The following is a 16969-nucleotide window of genomic DNA, read 5'->3' as shown; positions in this document are numbered from 1 at the left end:
CCGCCGACGGCCAGTCCCTCGAGTCGTCGCGGCTCGGCCGCCGGGGCGGCCGTTCCAGTGACGGAAGCCTACGCAAACACGCCGCCGGGTGCGGGCGGCGCCGTTCAGGGGAAACCGTCGCCCGGCACGCGTGACGGTCCCGGGCGGCGTCGACATCTCAAGCCGTGACCCTCCCGCTGATCGCGCCCATGCTCGCCACCCCCGGCACCCTGCCGCCCGCCGCCCAGGACGCGCGGTGGGCGTACGAGACCAAGCAGGACGGCCAGCGGGTGGTGGTGTACCTCGCCGGGGACGGCGGTGTGGTGCTGCGCGCCCGCTCCGGGGAGGAGATCACCGCCGCGTACCCCGAGCTGCACGCCCTGGGCGGCGCGCTCGGCGGCACGCCCGCGGTCCTCGACGGCGAGGTGCTGGCCCTGGACGAACAGGGGCGCGCCGACTTCCAGTTGCTCCAGTCCCGGATGGGCCTGGCCCACGCGCCCGCCCGGGCGGCGCGCCGGGCGGCCCAGGTTCCCGTCCACCTCGTGCTGTTCGACGTGATGCACCTGGCGGGCCGCTCCCTGATCGCGCGGCCGTACACCGAGCGGCGCGCGCGACTGCTCGAACTGGAGCTGCGGGGGCCGTACTGGTCGACGCCGGGCGCGCTGTTCGGGCACGGCGAGCAGGCGCTGCGGGCCACCCGCGAGCACGGGCTGGAGGGGCTGGTCTGCAAACGGCTCGACTCCGTCTACGAGCCGGGGACGCGGTCCCGGGCCTGGATCAAGATCCGCAACATGGTCGGCGAGGACGTCATCGTGGGTGGCTGGCTGCCCGGCAAAGGGCGGCTGACCGGGCTGCCGGGCGCCGTGCTGGTCGGTCAGCGCGCCGCCGGGCTGCTCCGCTACGTGGGCAGCGTGGGCACCGGCTGGAGTGAGGCCGAGCGGACCGAGCTGGCCGCGCTGCTGGCCGGCCTCGCCACCGACGTCTGCCCGTTCCGGCCGCGGCCGTCGGCGCCGGGCGCGCACTGGGTGCTGCCCCGGCTGGTCGGCGAGGTGCGCTACAGCACCCGGACCCGGGCCGGTCTGCTGCGTCAGCCGTCGTGGCTGCGGCTGCGGCCCGACCTCACTCCGGAGGAGTCCGCGGCCGACCTGCCGGAGTCGTCCGGCCCGCCCGCTCCCGGAGTCTGACGGCGCGTCGGATTCTGCCGGCTGTTCACGGGCGGGACATCTGCGCCTCTTGGCTCGGACGGTGTTTCCGGGGATCCTGAACTGCCTTTCCCCCCACAGCCGTTGGGCTGCGCCCGGATTCCGGAGGAGGACGCAGTGTCGTCACAGAAGTCCGTATCGCACCGCAGGAGATGGCTCACCGGCCTCGCCGGGGCCGCCGCCCTCGTCGTCGCCTTCCCGGCCACCGCCTTCGCCGCCCCGCCACCGGCCCTGCCGGCCAACGCGGAGGCCGCCGAGCGGACGTACCAGCCCGCGTTCGACTACGACACGGACGGCTGTTACGCCACGCCCGCGATCAGCGCCGACGGCACGGTCAACGGCGGGCTGAACCCGACCGGCGCCCTCAACGGCAACTGCCGGGACGCCTCCGACCTGGACAACACCAACAGCTACTCCCGCTACAAGTGCAACAACGGCTGGTGCGCCTACCTGTACGGCCTGTACTTCGAGAAGGACCAGGCCCTCCCCGGCAGCAGCCTCGGCGGCCACCGGCACGACTGGGAGCATGTCGCGGTGTGGGTGCGGGACGGCCAGGTGCGGTACGTGTCGACCTCGAACCACGGCTCGTTCACCGTGACCGCCGCGTCCGGGGTGCGCTTCGAGGGCACCCACGCCAAGGTCGTCTACCACAAGGACGGCATCAGCACGCACTGCTTCCGGCTCGCCAACTCCAACGACGAGCCGCCGGAGAACCACAAGGGCACCTGGCAGTACCCGGCCCTCGTCGGCTGGAACGGCTACCCGGCGGGCATCCGGGACAAGCTGAGCGCCCACGACTTCGGCAGCGCCCACTTCGGCCTCAAGGACGCCTCCTTCGCCGGCCACCTGGCATCGGCGAAGCCGTCGGGGATCGCCTTCGACCCCTACGCCTAGGGGAGACACCCAACCACCCCCTGGCCGGTTCGCCGGTCGGCCCCGGGACCTAGGACCCGCGCGGTGCCGTGGGTCCTCCCCGGGGCCGATCTGCCGTCGCCGCCCGTGTCGTAGCGTCGCTGTCATGACCACGAGTGATACGAGCGGACGGCTCGACGAGGCCTTCGAACGGCTCCACATCTCCGGCCCGGAGTTCCGGGGCTGGCTCAGCAACCACGCCCCCATGGTGGTCGAGTCGCTGGCCGTGCACGGGCAGGCGGGGGCCGTACACCGCTGGCTGGACCTGTACAGCGACCGGCTGGAGGAGTTCCCCACCCCGGTCGAGCGCGTCACCGACGCCAACTGGCGCGAGGCGCTGGGCGATCCCCGGCGGGCCGCCGACTGGATCGACCACTTCACCCGCGCCGTCGCCGAGCGCCCGTGGCGCGCCGTCCTCGCCGAGTGGTGGCCCCGTCTGCTGCCCGGCCTGTACGGCGCCGCGACGCACCCCGTCATCCGCGTCGGCCACGCCGTGCGGGCGCTGCGGACGGAGGAGACCGGACCGCGGCTGACCGAACTCGCCCACGCCCTCGGCTACTGGGCGGCCCGGCACCATCCCGTCTCCGGGGTCGCGACACTGCCCGGAGCGGACACGCCCGACCGGACCCTCGACACCGTGCCGCCGGTCGAGACCGCCGAGGCCGGGTACCTCGGGCGGCTGGCCGCCGTGCGGGCCCTGCCCCGCTGGGCGGACGACGTGACCGACCCGGACACCGCGCGCGCCCGGCTGGTCGAGCTGGTCCGGGCCGCCACCCACCGCTACGCCACCCACGGCCACGGCGAGGAGACCATGCTGGTGCACGCGGCCACCGCGCCCAACGCCGTGCTGCGCACCCTGGACGCGCTGCCCCGCGAGCTGTGGGCGCCGAGCCTGCACGCGGCCTGGACGGCGTCCGCGGCGGTCACCGCGATGTACGCGCCGGACGAGCCGGTCGACTACGTGCCGCCCGCCCGCCTCACCGCCGAGGAGGTCGTCGAGCAGGCCCTCGCCCACGGGGACGAGCACGTCATCAAGCTCACCGACACCGCGCTCGACGTGGGCGACGAGCGGGCCCTCGCCGCGGCGCTGCGCTCGGTCGAGCTGAGCGACCCTCTGGTCTGAGCGGGCCCGCACGGTCGATGATGGCCGAATGGATCAAGCCCACGCGCTCCCGCCGGCGGTCGACACGGACGCCCTGCTCGCCCTCTCCGACGGCCACCACGCCCGCACCGCCCGCCCGTTGGGCACCCGGGAGGCCGCCGGGCACCTGGTGAAGACGTACGCCCTCCTGGCCCCGGGCCGCACGGTCGCCGAGGGCGACGTCGACGCGGCGCTGCGGATCGCCGAGGGCCATCTGGCGCTCGGCCGGCAGCGGGGCTCCCTCGGACTGTCCGTGCTCGTCGTGCACGCGGGCGGCGACGGCGACTACGTGCTGGTCCACACCTGGATCGAGGGGCACATGTCGGATCTCGCCGTGTTCACCGGCCCGGCCGGGCGGCCCGGACTGCTGCGGCCCGGACGGGCCGGGCTGGCGCCGTGCGTCTGGGAGGCGGCGCTGCTCGCGCACGAACGGGAGGCGTTCTCCCGGCACGTCCTGGACGGCACCGGCACGCTGCCGGACCGGCTCGCCGCGTGGAGCGCGGACACCGTCGAGGGGACGGTGCGATGACCGCGGCACCCGTGGTGCGGCACGCCCGGCCCGCCGATCTGCCCCGGGTGGCCGAACTGGCCCGGCTGCACGCCGAGTACGAGCGGGCCGCCCCGCCCGCGCCCGACCTCGCCGGACGCCTCGGCACGCTGCTGTTCGGCACGGCGGCCCCGCGCCTGCGCTGCCTGGTCGCCGAGGCGCCCGACGGCGAGGTGGTCGGCTACGCCACCTGCGCGCCCGAGCTGTCCACCTGGGACGGGTGCGAGTACCTGCACATGGACTGCCTCTTCCTGGTCCCCGGCCACCGCGGTCTGGGGCTCGGCGCGCTGCTCATGGACGCGGTGACCGGGGAGGCCCGGGCGCTCGGACTCTCCGAGGTGCAGTGGCAGACCCCCGTCTGGAACGACGGGGCGATCCGCTTCTACGACCGGCTCGGCGCCCGCGCCAGGGACAAGGTCCGCTTCTCGCTGCTTGTGGGAAAGTGAGGCCCACCGCCGGGACTCGAGCCGGAGGGTCTATCGTGTCCGGCATGTCCGTTCCGGAACTGATCCGTATCGTCTCCCGCGACTCACCCATGGCCCTGGCCCAAGTGGAGCGGGTCCGCGCCGAGTTGACCGCCCTGTACCCCGGCGTGCGCACCGAGGTCGTGCCCGTGAAGACCACGGGTGACAAGTGGCTGGGCGACCTGTCCCAGGTCGAGGGGAAGGGCGCCTTCACCAAGGAGGTCGACGCGGCGCTGCTGGCCGGCGAGGCCGATCTCGCGGTGCACTGCGTCAAGGACGTGCCCGCGGACCGGCCGCTGCCGGCCGGCACGGTGTTCGCCGCGTTCCTCGCGCGGGACGACATCCGTGACGCGCTCGTCCACCCCGGCGGCCGCACGCTCGACGAACTGCCCGCCGGCACCCGGATCGGCACCTCATCGGTGCGCCGGATCGCCCAACTGGCCGCCACCCACCCGCATCTGGAGTGCGTGCCGTTCCGCGGCAACGCCAACCGGCGGCTGGCGAAGCTGGCGGCGGGCGAGGCGGACGCCCTGCTGCTCGCGGTGTCCGGGCTGGAGCGCATCGGCCGCCGGGACGTGATCAGCGAGGTGCTGTCGCCGGAGACGATGATGCCGCCCATCGGCGCGGGCATCCTCGCGCTGCAGTGCCGCGAGGACGACACGGCGCTGATCGACGCGGTCAGCGCGCTCGGCGACCCGGCCACCCATCGCGAGGCGACCGCCGAGCGGATGTTCCTGCATGTGCTGCAGGGCCACTGCAACAGCCCGATCGCGGGATACGCCCGCGTGGACCGGGGCGGCGAACTGTCCCTGCGGGCCTGTGTGTTCACCCCGGACGGCAAGACTCGGCTGAACGCCCACGAGTGGGCCGGCCGGCTGGACGCGGCCACGCTCGGCACCTCGGTCGCGGTGGCGCTGCTGCGTCAGGGCGCCCGGGAGATCATCGACGGCATCCCGCACTGACCGTCCGTCAGGCGGTGCCCTCCTCCGCCTGGTCGCGCAGGAAGTTGCTCACCTGGTGGGCGAGACTGTCGCGGCCGGCGGAGGGCTGCGCGCACGCCGTCCCCTCGGGCAGGCCGATGCCGCCCGACCACATCCGGCGGTCGGCCCACTCGTCGTCGACCCGCAGCTGGATCTGCACGTCGACCCGGCTCAGCGCGGCCTCCGGTCCGGCCGCGTACAGCACGGCGGTGGCGCGGCGCAGCGGGTACACGTCGTAGCCCTCGATGAACTGCGAGTTGCGCCAGTCCATGAAGGCGCTCTCGCCGTCGGCGCCGATGCGCACGTCGATCTGGCCGTCCTCGAGGTGGACGCAGAACCGTTCGGTGCCGCGGTTCTCGACGGTGACCCGGAGCCGGAAGTACGTCAGCCCCTCGGCCGCGTCGTCCCGGCCACGCGGCGGCTCGGCCTGTTCCAGTCTGTGGACGCGCAGCCGCAGACCGGAATGCTCGTCGTACTCCTGCCAGTCACCGACCACGTTCGGCTCGTACACACCGCACCTCTCGACCTCTAAGAGCTGCTTCCTATCCGTGGCCTGAGCGCACTGTCAAATGAGCAGAATGGGCTGTTGCCGGTGATGTTGAAGCTTTGATCGGTGATCAAGCCGTGGGCAGGAGGAATCCGCCGCGGGGCGGTCCGGGCGGCAGTCGGGCGTGCCGTACATCACTCTGCGGGACTAGCGGGAGCCGTGTGGTCCGGGACCGAGTCACCGGGAAATTTCACGGATGGCGTTTCGTCCGGTTTTGCCCAGGGAATCGGCATAGGAGTGCTTCGGACAGGAGGCACGTCCGTGGGAGTCCCGCACAGCGGTCCCCGGCGTCCTGAATGCCTGTGCCCGCATGCGCCTCTCCCACGGTGTCCGTCCCCAACCGGCATCCCCTGAGGGAGGCGCGCACACGATGCGTACGGCCGGCAGAACGAAGCAGCACCCCCACGACGACGCCCCCGACACCGCGGAGGCGTTCGAACGGCTCCACCGGCTCCCGGAGGGCAGCCCGGAGCGCAAGGCCCTCAGAGACGAGCTGGTACGGCTGTGGCTGCCCATGGCCGAGCGGATCGCCGTCCGCTTCCGCGGGCGCGGCGAGGCCCTGGAAGACCTCTACCAGGTGGCGGCACTCGGACTGGTGAAGGCCGTCGACCACTACGACCCGTCGCGCGGCCGCGCCTTCGAGGCGTACGCCGTGCCGACCGTCACCGGCGAGATCAAGCGGCACTTCCGGGACCACATGTGGACCCTGCACGTGCCCCGGCGCGTCCAGGACCTGCGCAACCGGGTGCGGCGCGCCTCCAAGGAACTCTCGCAGACCACGCCGGGCAGGCCCCCGACCATCGCGGAGATAGCCGAGCACGCCCAGCTCAGCGAGGCGGAGGTGGCCACCGGAATGGAGGCGCTGGAGTGCTTCTCCGCGCTCTCGCTGGAGGCCGAGATGCCGGGCACCGACGGTTACGCCCTCGGTGACGCGATCGGCGGGCCCGACCCGCGTTACGACGTCGTGGTGGACCGAGTGGCCGTACGACCGTTCCTGGAGGCCCTGCCGGAACGCGAGCGGACCATCCTCTACCTGCGCTTCTTCCGCGGCATGACCCAGAGCACGATAGCCGAGCAGCTGGGCATCTCCCAGATGCACGTCTCCCGCCTGCTCAGCGCCTGCTTCGAACGTCTGCGCGAGGAGCTGCTGGCGGAAGCGCGTTAGGCTCTGTCGTTTGGATCAGCCCGGCTGTGAGGGACGGTGCGTCCTGGCCGAGTCGAGCGGGGTCTGGTGCGTGCAGCTGCAAGGCGGAGGAGGGAGTCGACGCGGCGCGTCGGCGACTGACGACAACGCGGCAGATGTGCGTGCCAGACCCTGCGACGCCGGGATGATCCAAACGACAGGGCCTAGGCGCCCTCGGGGGGTGCTCCCGGGATCTGGGTCGGACCGTGACGGTCGAGGGCGTCCTCCAGCTCGGCGCGGATCTCCGGGGGCATCTCACCCTGCCGGCCCCAGATCAGGATCAGCTCGGCGACCGTGCGCAGCTTGATGTTGGTGTGCTGGGAGACCTCCTTCAGCACCATCCAGCCCTGGTCCGGGGTGACCCGGCCCAGCGCGACCATCATCCCGATCGCCTGGTCGATCACGGCATGGGAACTGACGGCCTCCTTGAGCTGGGCCACTTCCTCCTGCAGTGCGGCGATCCGGTCCGTGTCGTCGGCCGGCTCGCTCGGTGTGTGTGCCACCCGTCCATCGTGCCACCGCGGCCGCCCGGCGCCACCGCGACGGCCTGACACGACGGGACTGCGTGGTGCCTCGGGGGTACTCGGCAGGCGCCGGAAGCGGTTCCGGTTGGACACTGGTCTCGGGCCGGTGGCCGCCGGCCCCACGAACCCAGGGAACGACTGCCATGACACAGCACCCGACACCCGCCCGCCCGACGGAGGTCGTCTCCACCGATTCCGTCTTCGGCGCCCCCTGCTGGGTGAGCCTGACCAGCCGTGACCTGTCCGCCACGGAGGCGTTCTACACCGCCGTGCTGGGCTGGCAGTGGCGGTCGGGCAAGCTGGGCGACCGGTTCCGGATCGCGGTGGTGAACGGGACGCCGGTCGCGGGGATCGCCGGGATGGCCGTCATGGGCCACGCGGCGGTCGCCTGGACGCCGTACTTCGCCGTGCGCAGCGCCGACGCGGTGGCCGGCCGGGTGCAGGAGCGCGGCGGCACCGTCGCGGTCGGCCCGATCTCCTTCCCGCCCGGCCGCGGGGCGCTGCTGGCCGACCGGGACGGGGCCACGTTCGGGATCTGGGAGGGCAAGCTGTTCACCGACTGGGAGACCTGGCGGCGAGCGGCACCCGCGTTCATCAGGCTCCACACCCGGGACGCCTTCGACGCGGCGATCTTCTACGGCGAGGTCCTCGACTGGGCGTCGGCGACCCCCGGCTGCTGCGAGGTGCGCTACGAGGGCGAGGAGGTCGTGCTGCGCAGCCACGGCGACATCGTCGCCCGGATCGAGTCCGGCGCCGTCGAGTCGGCGCCGGACCCCACCATCCGGCCGCACTGGCAGGTCCACTTCTCGGTGACCGACGTCGCCGCCTGCGCCCGCGCCGCCGAGCTGAACGGCGGCAGCGTGCTGCGCGAGGCCCCCGAGGAGGCGATCCTGCGCGATCCGGACGGGGCGCAGTTCACGGTGACGTCCCGGCTGGAGCGGTAGGACGCCCCCTGGGGGTTCCTCCGAGGAGGAACCCCCGGCCTCCGAGGAGGAACCCCCGGCCCCTCTCGGCCCGTCAGCGCGGCGGCCGGGACAGCAGGACCAGGCTGCGGCTCTCCACCGGCAGCACCGTGCCGGCCTTGTGCTCGGTCTCGTCCGGGCTGTCCGGGGCGCCCGGGACCGCCGTGTCGAGGACCGTCGTCCAGCGGTCGCCGTAGGCGGCGTCCGGGAGGCGGAAGTCGACGGGCTCCCAGTAGCTGTTCAGCAGCAGCAGGAAGGAGTCGTCGACCACCGGACGGCCCTGCGGGTCCGGCTCGGCGATGGCGTCGCCGTTGAGGAACACGCCGACGCAGTGCGCGTCGGAACGCTCCCAGTCCTGCTCGCTCATCTCGCTCGCGTTGGGCAGCAGCCAGACGAGGTCGGGCAGCGGCTGGTCGGCGCGGACGGCGGTCTCGCCCCGGAAGAAGCGGCGCCGCCGCAGCACGGGGTGCGCCGCGCGCAGGCCGATCACGTACCGGGTGAACTCCAGCAGGTCGCGCTGTTCGTCGGTGAGCCGCCAGTCGATCCAGGAGACCTCGTTGTCCTGGCAGTACGCGTTGTTGTTGCCGCGCTGGGTGCGGCCCAGCTCGTCGCCGTGGCCGAGCATCGGGATGCCCTGCGACAGCATCAGCGTGGCCAGGAAGTTCCGCTGCTGCCGGGCGCGCAGCTCGCGCACCTTCGGATCGCGGGTCTCGCCCTCGGCCCCGCAGTTCCAGGACCGGTTGGAACTCTCGCCGTCCCGGTTGCCCTCGCCGTTGGCCTCGTTGTGCTTGTCGTTGTACGAGACCAGGTCGCGCAGGGTGAACCCGTCGTGCGCGGTGACGAAGTTTACGCTGGCGCGCGGCCGGCGCCTGCTGTGCTGGTAGAGGTCGGAGGACCCGGTCAGCCGGGAGGCGAACTCGCCGAGCGTGTACTCCTCGCCCCGCCAGAAGTCGCGCACGGTGTCCCGGTACAGGCCGTTCCACTCCGACCACAGCGGCGGGAAGTTGCCCACCTGGTAGCCGCCCTCGCCGACGTCCCACGGCTCGGCGATCAGCTTGACGCGGCTGATCACCGGGTCCTGCTGGATCAGGTCGAAGAACGCCGACAGCCGGTCCACCTCGTGGAACTGCCGGGCCAGGGTGGCCGCGAGGTCGAAGCGGAAGCCGTCGACGTGCATCTCGGTGACCCAGTACCGCAGCGAGTCCATGATCAGCTGGAGCACGTACGGGTGCCGCATCAGCAGGCTGTTGCCGGTGCCGGTGGTGTCGTAGTAGTGCCCCCAGTCGCCGTCGACCAGGCGGTAGTACGAGGCGTTGTCGATGCCCCGGAAGGACAGCGTGGGGCCCTTCTCGTTGCCCTCGGCGGTGTGGTTGTAGACCACGTCGAGGATGACCTCGAGACCGGCCTCGTGCAGCGCCTTCACCATCGCCTTGAACTCGGCGACCTGCCGGCCGCCGGTGCCGTCGGCGGCGTAGGCGTTGTGCGGGGCGAAGAAGCCGATGGTGTTGTAGCCCCAGTAGTTCGACAGGCCGCGGTCCTGGAGGACCCCGTCCTGTACGAACTGGTGCACGGGCATCAGCTCGACGGCGGTCACGCCCAGCGAGGTCAGATGCTCGATCACCGCCGGGTGGGCGAGCCCCGCGTAGGTGCCGCGCAGTTCGGGCGGCACGTCGGGGTGGTTGCGGGTCAGGCCCCGTACGTGGGTCTCGTAGATGACGGTGTCCGCGTACGGCCGTCGCGGCGGGCGGTCGTCGCCCCAGTCGAAGTACGGGTCGGTGACCACGCCGAGCATGGTGTGCCCGGCGCTGTCCGCCGGGTCGGGCCCGGTGGCCGACCGCTCGTACAGCGAGGGGTGGTTGTCGATCTGCCCGTCGACGGCCGTGGCGTACGGGTCGAGCAGCAGCTTCGCCGGGTTGCAGCGCTGGCCGAGGGACGGGTGCCACGGACCGTGCACCCGGTAGCCGTACCGCCGGCCCGGCCCGACGCCGGGCAGGTAGCAGTGCCAGACGAAGCCGTCGACCTCGTGCACCGGCACCGTGCGGTGCCGGCCGTCGTCCTCGACGAGGACGAGTTCCACGCGTTCGGCGACCTCGCTGAAGAGCGCGAAGTTGGTGCCCTGACCGTCGTAGGAGGCACCCAGCGGATAGGGGTGCCCGCTCCACACGGGCACCCCGGCGTTCCGGTGCGTTTCCTTCGTCACCGCGCGTCCTCCAGAGCACCGTCGGCGGTGGCCGCCGGGGCGGCCACGGTGACGACCGGTTCCTCGCGCGGCACCTGCAGTCCCTCGCGCAGGCTGGGCGCCGGGGCGGTCGGGACCAGCGGGGCGCGGCGGCCGGCGCGGGCGCGCTGGGAGAACCAGATCACCTTGCTGCCGGTGTCGGTGGCGCAGCAGCCCCAGCCGTCGCTCGTCGCGGCGATGTGCTGGAGGCACGCGCGCAGGTCCTGATCCGGGCGCAGGTCCCGGTCGTGGTCCCCGACGGCGGTGATCAGGTGCTGGCCGTTCCACCACATCTCGATCGACGTGTTCTTGTCCGTGGCGTGCTCGTCGATGGCGTTCAGCAGCAGCTCGGCGCCGCTGCAGACGGGCTCGACCAGCGTCTCGAGGTCCCAGTACCTGAGGTGAGCGGCCAGGATGCGGCTGACCTGTCCCACGCGTTCCGGACTGACTTCCACGTCGAGGTGGTAGTAGCAGGGCACTGCGGTCTTCATCGTCGTTGGCTCCTCACCGGCGAGGCTCTGGCTCCTTTCCTCGCCCTAGCGGGCCGAATCCCCCGACACGAAGCGTGAGCACTGATCGCTTCTGAGTCACATCAACAGTGCGGCTGCTAGCCCATTCGTGCAACACGAGCGACACAAGTGATGTGGTTGAAGCTCTAACAAGACGCTGGGTCGCCGTGCGTGCACCATGAGTGAAGGCCTCGATCGCCGTAACGGAACTCCGTGCCCGCAGTCGTGCACGGCCACCGGCCCGACCGTCGGGAACGTGTCCATCGAGTGCCCCGGAAGGTGAACGGCGCCATGCTGCTACCCGCCAGAGCCGAAGTGGCCCGGCAGCTGCGGCGGTACCGGGCGTGGGAGCGGATGATGCTCGCGTCCCCGGCCGACCGCGCCGTACGGGCGACTTTCGAGAACTCGGGATACACCCTGTGCGTGCTCATGGGGAAGCGGTGTGCGCGGGAGGCCGCCGATGCGGCCGAGCGGTTTCTGCGCACCACCCCGACCACCTATTTGCAGGAACAGGACGACCGGCCCCTGAGGACCGGAGCCGCCCGGCGGAATCCTCCGGCGGGTGTCCGGTCCCGGGTGGCCAGGTAGTTCCACCCTTTCGGCGCAGCAATCCCGAGCCGGGCCACGACGGCCCGGCTCCGAGTACGGCGGAGGTGAGACCCATGAGTACGACGGTGGCCATCGGGCGCATCCCGGTGCGGGACGTCCAACCGGCGGTGGAGGGCGGCAGACGCCCGGCGAAGGCGGTCACGGGCGAGACGTTCCAGGTCACCGCCACCGTGTTCCGCGAGGGGCATGACGCCGTCGGAGCCAACGTCGTGCTGCGGGATCCCGAGGGCCGGCCCGGCCCGTGGACGCCGATGCGTGAACTCGCCCCCGGCACCGACCGCTGGGGCGCCGAGGTCACCCCGCGGGCGCCGGGCCGCTGGACGTACACCGTGGAGGCGTGGAGCGACCCGCTGGCCACCTGGCGGCACACCGCCCAGGTCAAGGTGCCGGCCGGGATCGACACGGGGCTGGTCCTGGAGGAGGGCGCCGACCTGTACGAGCGGGCGGCCGCCCAAGTACCCCCCGAGGCGGTGCGCGCGGTGGTCCTGGCCGCCGTCGCGACCCTCCGCGACGACTCCCTGCCCGTCGCCACCCGGCTGGCGGCCGCGCTGACGCCCGAGGTGGACGCGGTGCTCGGCCGGTATCCGCTGCGGGAGCTGGTCACCGCGTCCGAGCCGCTGCCTCTGCTGGTGGAGCGGGAACGCGCCCTGTTCGGTTCCTGGTACGAGTTCTTCCCGCGCTCGGAGGGCACGGCGGAGCGTCCGCACGGCACGTTCCGCACGGCCGCCCGGCGGTTGCCCGCGATCGCGCAGATGGGGTTCGACGTCGTCTACCTGCCGCCCATCCACCCGATCGGCACGACGTTCCGCAAGGGCCCCAACAACACCCTCTCCGCCGGTCCGCAGGACGTGGGGGTGCCGTGGGCGATCGGCTCGCCGGAGGGCGGGCACGACGCGGTGCACCCGGACCTGGGGACCATCGAGGACTTCGACCGGTTCGTCGCGCGGGCCGGTGAGCTGGGCCTGGAGATCGCGCTGGACTTCGCGTTGCAGTGCTCCCCCGACCATCCCTGGGTGCACAAGCATCCCGAGTGGTTCCACCACCGCCCCGACGGGTCGATCGCCTATGCGGAGAACCCGCCGAAGAAGTACCAGGACATCTACCCGATCGCGTTCGACCGGGACATGGACGGCCTGGTCGCCGAGACCGTGCGCATCCTGCGGCACTGGATGGCACACGGCGTGCGGATCTTCCGGGTCGACAACCCGCACACCAAGCCGGTGGTGTTCTGGGAGCGGGTGATCGGGCAGATCAACGAGAGCGACCCGGACGTGATCTTCCTGGCGGAGGCGTTCACCCGCCCGGCGATGATGCACACCCTGGCCCAGATCGGCTTCCAGCAGTCGTACACGTACTTCACCTGGCGCAACACCAAGCAGGAGCTGACGGAGTACCTGACCGAGCTGTCCGGGCCGGCGGCGGCCTACATGCGGCCGAACTTCTTCGTCAACACCCCGGACATCCTGCACGCCTACCTCCAGCACGGCGGCCGCCCCGCCTTCGAGGTCCGCGCCGTCCTAGCCGCCACCCTCTCCCCCACCTGGGGCGTCTACTCCGGCTACGAACTGTGCGAGAACACCCCGCTGCGGGAGGGCAGCGAGGAGTACCTCGACTCCGAGAAGTACCAGCTGCGCCCCCGCGACTGGGACAGCCCGGACAGCATCGCCCCCCTCATCACCCGGCTCAACACCGTCCGGCGCCGTCATCCCGCGCTGCGCCGACTGCGGAATCTGTGCTTCCACGGGACCGACAACGACGCGGTGATCGCCTACTCGAAGCGGTCCGGCCCCGACACGGTCCTGGTGGTCGCCAACCTCGACCCGCACCACACCCAGGAGGCCACGGTCACGCTGGACCTGCCGCGACTCGGCCTGGACCCGCACACAGCCGTGTCGGTGCACGACGAACTGACGGGTGAGACCTATCACTGGGGCAGCACGAACTACGTGCGTCTGGAGCCCGGCCGCGCGCCGGCCCATGTGCTCCACGTTCAGCGGTCCCCCGCCGCGCCGCAGATCGGAGGGTCAGCAGCGTCATGACTGTCAACGAGCCCGTCCCGGACACCTTCGAGGACACGCCCGCCCAGGACCGGGACCCGGACTGGTTCAAGCGTGCCGTCTTCTACGAGGTCCTCGTCCGCTCCTTCCAGGACAGCAACGGCGACGGCGTCGGCGACCTCAAGGGCCTGACCGCCAAACTGGACTACCTCCAGTGGCTCGGCGTGGACTGCCTCTGGCTGCCGCCGTTCTTCCAGTCCCCGCTCAGGGACGGCGGGTACGACGTCTCCGACTACACGGCCGTGCTCCCGGAGTTCGGTGACCTGGCCGACTTCGTGGAGTTCGTCGACGCGGCGCACCAGCGCGGCATGCGGGTCATCATCGACTTCGTCATGAACCACACGAGTGACCAGCACCCGTGGTTCCAGGAGTCCCGCCGCGACCCCGACGGCCCCTACGGGGACTACTACATGTGGGCCGACGACGACAAGCAGTACCAGGACGCCCGGATCATCTTCGTCGACACCGAGGTCTCCAACTGGACCTTCGACCCGGTCCGCGGGCAGTACTACTTCCACCGGTTCTTCTCCCACCAGCCGGACCTCAACTACGAGAACCCCGCCGTGCAGGAGGAGATCCTGGCGGCCCTGCGGTTCTGGCTGGACCTCGGCATCGACGGGTACCGCCTGGACGCCGTGCCCTACCTCTACGCCGAGGACGGCACGAACTGCGAGAACCTGCCCGCCACCCACGACTTCCTGAAGCGCGTCCGCCGCGAGATCGACGCGCTGTACCCGGACACCGTGCTGCTGGCCGAGGCCAACCAGTGGCCCGAGGACGTCGTCGACTACTTCGGCGACTACGGCGTCGGCGGCGACGAGTGCCACATGGCGTTCCACTTCCCCGTCATGCCCCGCATCTTCATGGCCGTACGACGGGAGTCCCGCTACCCCGTATCGGAGATCCTGGCGAAGACCCCTGCCATCCCGTCCGGCTGCCAATGGGGCATCTTCCTGCGCAACCACGACGAGCTGACCCTGGAGATGGTCACCGACGAGGAGCGCGACTACATGTGGGCCGAGTACGCCAAGGACCCGCGGATGCGCGCCAACATCGGCATCCGGCGCCGTCTCGCGCCCCTGCTCGACAACGACCGCCACACCATCGAACTGTTCTCCGCCCTGCTGCTGTCCCTGCCGGGCTCGCCGATCCTCTACTACGGCGACGAGATCGGCATGGGCGACAACATCTGGCTCGGCGACCGCGACGCCGTCCGCACCCCCATGCAGTGGACGCCCGACCGCAACGCGGGCTTCTCCACCTGCGACCCGGGCCGCCTCTGTCTGCCGACCATCATGGACCCGGTCTACGGCTACCAGGTCACCAACGTCGAGGCGTCCATGGCGTCGCCGTCGTCGCTGCTGCACTGGACCCGGCGGATGATCGAGATCCGCAAGCAGAACCCGGCCTTCGGCCTCGGCTCGTTCCGCGAACTGCAGTCGTCCAACCCCGCCGTGCTCGCGTTCCTGCGCGAGTACGAGGACGACCTGGTGCTGTGCGTGAGCAACTTCGCGCGGTTCGCCCAGCCGACCGAGCTCGACCTGCGCGAGTTCGCCGGCCGTCACCCGGTCGAACTCTTCGGCGGGGTCCGCTTCCCCGCCATCGGTGAACTTCCGTACCTGCTGACCCTCGGGGGCCACGGCTTCTACTGGTTCCGGCTCGTCCGAGTCGCATCTCGCATCGGCCGACGGCTGTGAGGCCGACGACCGTGAGCATGCGCCGACGAAAGGAGGCGTCACCATGACGAAGACCGCATCCCTCCGACCGAGCGACAGCGGACGGGCCGGGCTCACCCGGCCCATGGCCTCGCTCGACGGGCTGTTGCGGGCGTGGCTGCCGAGGCAGCGGTGGTTCGCCGGCAAGGACCGTCCCGTCACGGACCTGAGCCTGCTGTCCCTGACCGAGCTGTTCCCGGGCTGTCTGCACCTGCTGGTGCACGCCGGTCACGCGGGCGGCCACGGCGGCCACGCGGGCGTCCCCGCCCCCGGCGGCACGCCCCCGCCCGGGGACATCTACCAGCTGTTCCTGGGCGTCCAGGAACATCCGTCGCCGCGCCTGGGCCGGGCCCTGATCGGGCGCGCGCAGGACGGTCCGCTGGCCGGTCTGACGGTCTACGACGCCCTCCTGGACCCCCGTTCGGCGCAGTTGCTGCTGGAGCGGCTGCGGCACCCGGGCTCGGCGGGCCCGCTGCGCTTCGAGGCCGACCCGGCCCAGCCGGTGCCCGCGGGGCTGGTGCCGCGGGTGCTGGACGCCGAGCAGTCCAACTCCTCGCTGGTGTACGGCGACGAGTTCATCCTGAAGGTGTTCCGGCGCATCCAGCCGGGCGTCAACCCGGATCTGGAGGTGCCGGTGGCGCTGGCCGGGCAGGGGTGCGAGCGGGTGCCCGCGCCGGTGGCGTGGTTCCACACCGCCCAGCCGCAGCCCGCGACGCTGGGCGTGCTCCAGCCGTTCCTGCGGGACGCCTCCGACGGCTGGACGCTGGGCCTGCACGCGCTGGCGACCGGCGCGGACTTCACCGGGCACGCCCGGGAGCTGGGCCGGGCCACGGCGGACGTCCATCTGGCGCTGGCCGCGGCGTTCCCGACCGGCGCCCCCGGCGAGAACGGGCGGACGGCGGCGGCGATGGCCGAGCGGCTGGACGCCGCCGCGCACAGCGTGCCGGCGCTGCGGCCGTTCGTGCCGGGGCTGCGGGGCGCGTTCAGCGCGCTCACGACCTGTGATCCGGGGCCGCCGGCCCAGCGGATCCACGGCGATCTGCACCTGGGTCAGGTGCTGCGGGCGGGGCGGGAGTGGTTCGTCATCGACTTCGAGGGCGAGCCGTCCCGGCCGCTCGCCGAGCGGCGCAGCGCCCAGTCCCCGGTCCGGGACATCGCCGGCATGCTGCGCTCCTTCGACTACGCGGCCCGGCAGCGCCGGCCCTGGCGCCCCGAGTGGGCGCGCCGCTGCCGGGAGGCGTACTGCGCGGGCTACGCCGCCCGGGCCGGGTGGGATCCGCGCAAGAAGCACGGCCTGTTGCGCGCCTATGAGACGGACCGCGCCGTGTACGAAGTGCTCTACGAGGCCAGACACCGTCCGGACTGGCTCCCCGTGCCGATGGCGGCGATCGAACGACTCGCCGTGAGAGGAGACTGACAC

The 16969-nt window shown here is 72.1% G+C and carries 16 protein-coding genes; 12 read left to right on the top strand and 4 right to left on the bottom strand.

Annotated features, from left to right (window positions below):
• The first annotated feature begins 164 nt into the window (after positions 1 to 164).
• The 6 genes from AMK31_RS29945 to hemC all read left to right on the top strand — a co-directional run bounded on the left by AMK31_RS29945 (position 165) and on the right by hemC (position 5207).
• Positions 165 to 1163 (top strand): ATP-dependent DNA ligase, encoded by a 999-nt coding sequence (locus AMK31_RS29945; RefSeq protein WP_073943821.1) that lies wholly within the window; start codon positions 165 to 167, stop codon positions 1161 to 1163.
• Positions 1164 to 1298: 135 nt separating this feature from the next.
• Positions 1299 to 2075, top strand: a complete 777-nt coding sequence (locus AMK31_RS29940) for an NPP1 family protein (protein WP_073943820.1) — start codon at positions 1299 to 1301, stop codon at positions 2073 to 2075.
• Between the two features lie 124 nt (positions 2076 to 2199).
• Positions 2200 to 3216 carry a questin oxidase family protein gene (locus AMK31_RS29935; protein ID WP_073943819.1) on the top strand — a complete coding sequence of 339 codons (1017 nt, stop codon included), beginning with the start codon at positions 2200 to 2202 and terminating at the stop codon, positions 3214 to 3216.
• A gap of 28 nt (positions 3217 to 3244) precedes the next feature.
• A complete protein-coding gene (locus AMK31_RS29930) occupies positions 3245 to 3763 on the top strand; it encodes a hypothetical protein (protein WP_073943818.1) in 519 nt (172 codons plus the stop codon).
• Positions 3760 to 4227: a GNAT family N-acetyltransferase gene (locus AMK31_RS29925; RefSeq protein WP_073943817.1), complete on the top strand. Its 468-nt coding sequence runs from the start codon at positions 3760 to 3762 to the stop codon at positions 4225 to 4227. The genes AMK31_RS29930 and AMK31_RS29925 overlap by 4 nt, the downstream gene beginning before the upstream one ends.
• A 44-nt stretch (positions 4228 to 4271) precedes the next feature.
• Entirely contained in the window at positions 4272 to 5207 is a 936-nt protein-coding gene (gene hemC, locus AMK31_RS29920; protein WP_073943954.1) for a hydroxymethylbilane synthase, read from the top strand.
• Between the two features lie 7 nt (positions 5208 to 5214).
• Here hemC and AMK31_RS29915 read toward each other — a convergent pair whose 3' ends face one another.
• Positions 5215 to 5736 carry a hypothetical protein gene (locus tag AMK31_RS29915; RefSeq protein ID WP_073943816.1) on the bottom strand — a complete coding sequence of 174 codons (522 nt, stop codon included), beginning with the start codon at positions 5734 to 5736 and terminating at the stop codon, positions 5215 to 5217.
• A 406-nt stretch (positions 5737 to 6142) separates the two neighbouring features.
• On the opposite strand from AMK31_RS29915, the gene AMK31_RS29910 reads away from it, so the two are divergent.
• A complete protein-coding gene (locus AMK31_RS29910; protein WP_073943815.1) occupies positions 6143 to 6937 on the top strand; it encodes a SigB/SigF/SigG family RNA polymerase sigma factor in 795 nt (264 codons plus the stop codon).
• Between the two features lie 182 nt (positions 6938 to 7119).
• Here the strand turns inward: AMK31_RS29910 and AMK31_RS29905 are convergent, their stop codons facing one another.
• Positions 7120 to 7458: an ANTAR domain-containing protein gene (locus tag AMK31_RS29905; protein ID WP_073943814.1), complete on the bottom strand. Its 339-nt coding sequence runs from the start codon at positions 7456 to 7458 to the stop codon at positions 7120 to 7122.
• Positions 7459 to 7622: 164 nt separating this feature from the next.
• Between AMK31_RS29905 and AMK31_RS29900 the strand changes: the two genes are divergently transcribed.
• Complete coding sequence (locus AMK31_RS29900) at positions 7623 to 8423, top strand: VOC family protein (protein WP_073943813.1); 801 nt, start codon at positions 7623 to 7625, stop codon at positions 8421 to 8423.
• Between the two features lie 73 nt (positions 8424 to 8496).
• On the opposite strand, the gene glgX is transcribed toward AMK31_RS29900, so the two are convergent.
• Positions 8497 to 10641 (bottom strand): glycogen debranching protein GlgX, encoded by a 2145-nt coding sequence (gene glgX, locus AMK31_RS29895; protein WP_073943812.1) that lies wholly within the window; start codon positions 10639 to 10641, stop codon positions 8497 to 8499.
• Positions 10638 to 11150, bottom strand: coding sequence for a pep a2 (locus AMK31_RS29890; RefSeq protein ID WP_073943811.1), 513 nt, complete (start codon positions 11148 to 11150; stop codon positions 10638 to 10640). The genes glgX and AMK31_RS29890 overlap by 4 nt, the downstream gene beginning before the upstream one ends.
• A 309-nt stretch (positions 11151 to 11459) precedes the next feature.
• Here AMK31_RS29890 and AMK31_RS29885 point away from each other — a divergent pair, with 309 nt between their 5' ends.
• From AMK31_RS29885 to AMK31_RS29870, 4 genes are all read left to right on the top strand, one after another.
• Positions 11460 to 11756, top strand: a complete 297-nt coding sequence (locus tag AMK31_RS29885; RefSeq protein ID WP_073943810.1) for a DUF5133 domain-containing protein — start codon at positions 11460 to 11462, stop codon at positions 11754 to 11756.
• A 74-nt stretch (positions 11757 to 11830) separates the two neighbouring features.
• Positions 11831 to 13816 carry an alpha-1,4-glucan--maltose-1-phosphate maltosyltransferase gene (locus AMK31_RS29880; protein ID WP_073943809.1) on the top strand — a complete coding sequence of 662 codons (1986 nt, stop codon included), beginning with the start codon at positions 11831 to 11833 and terminating at the stop codon, positions 13814 to 13816.
• Positions 13813 to 15531, top strand: a complete 1719-nt coding sequence (gene treS, locus AMK31_RS29875) for a maltose alpha-D-glucosyltransferase (RefSeq protein ID WP_073943808.1) — start codon at positions 13813 to 13815, stop codon at positions 15529 to 15531. Before AMK31_RS29880 ends, treS begins: the two co-directional genes overlap by 4 nt.
• A 43-nt stretch (positions 15532 to 15574) precedes the next feature.
• Positions 15575 to 16966, top strand: a complete 1392-nt coding sequence (locus tag AMK31_RS29870; protein WP_073943807.1) for a maltokinase N-terminal cap-like domain-containing protein — start codon at positions 15575 to 15577, stop codon at positions 16964 to 16966.
• The last annotated feature ends 3 nt before the right edge of the window (positions 16967 to 16969 follow it).

The sequence above is a fragment of the Streptomyces sp. TSRI0107 genome, assembly GCF_001905845.1.
Classification (GTDB): domain Bacteria; phylum Actinomycetota; class Actinomycetes; order Streptomycetales; family Streptomycetaceae; genus Streptomyces.
This window is presented reverse-complemented; position numbering and strand designations above follow the sequence as displayed.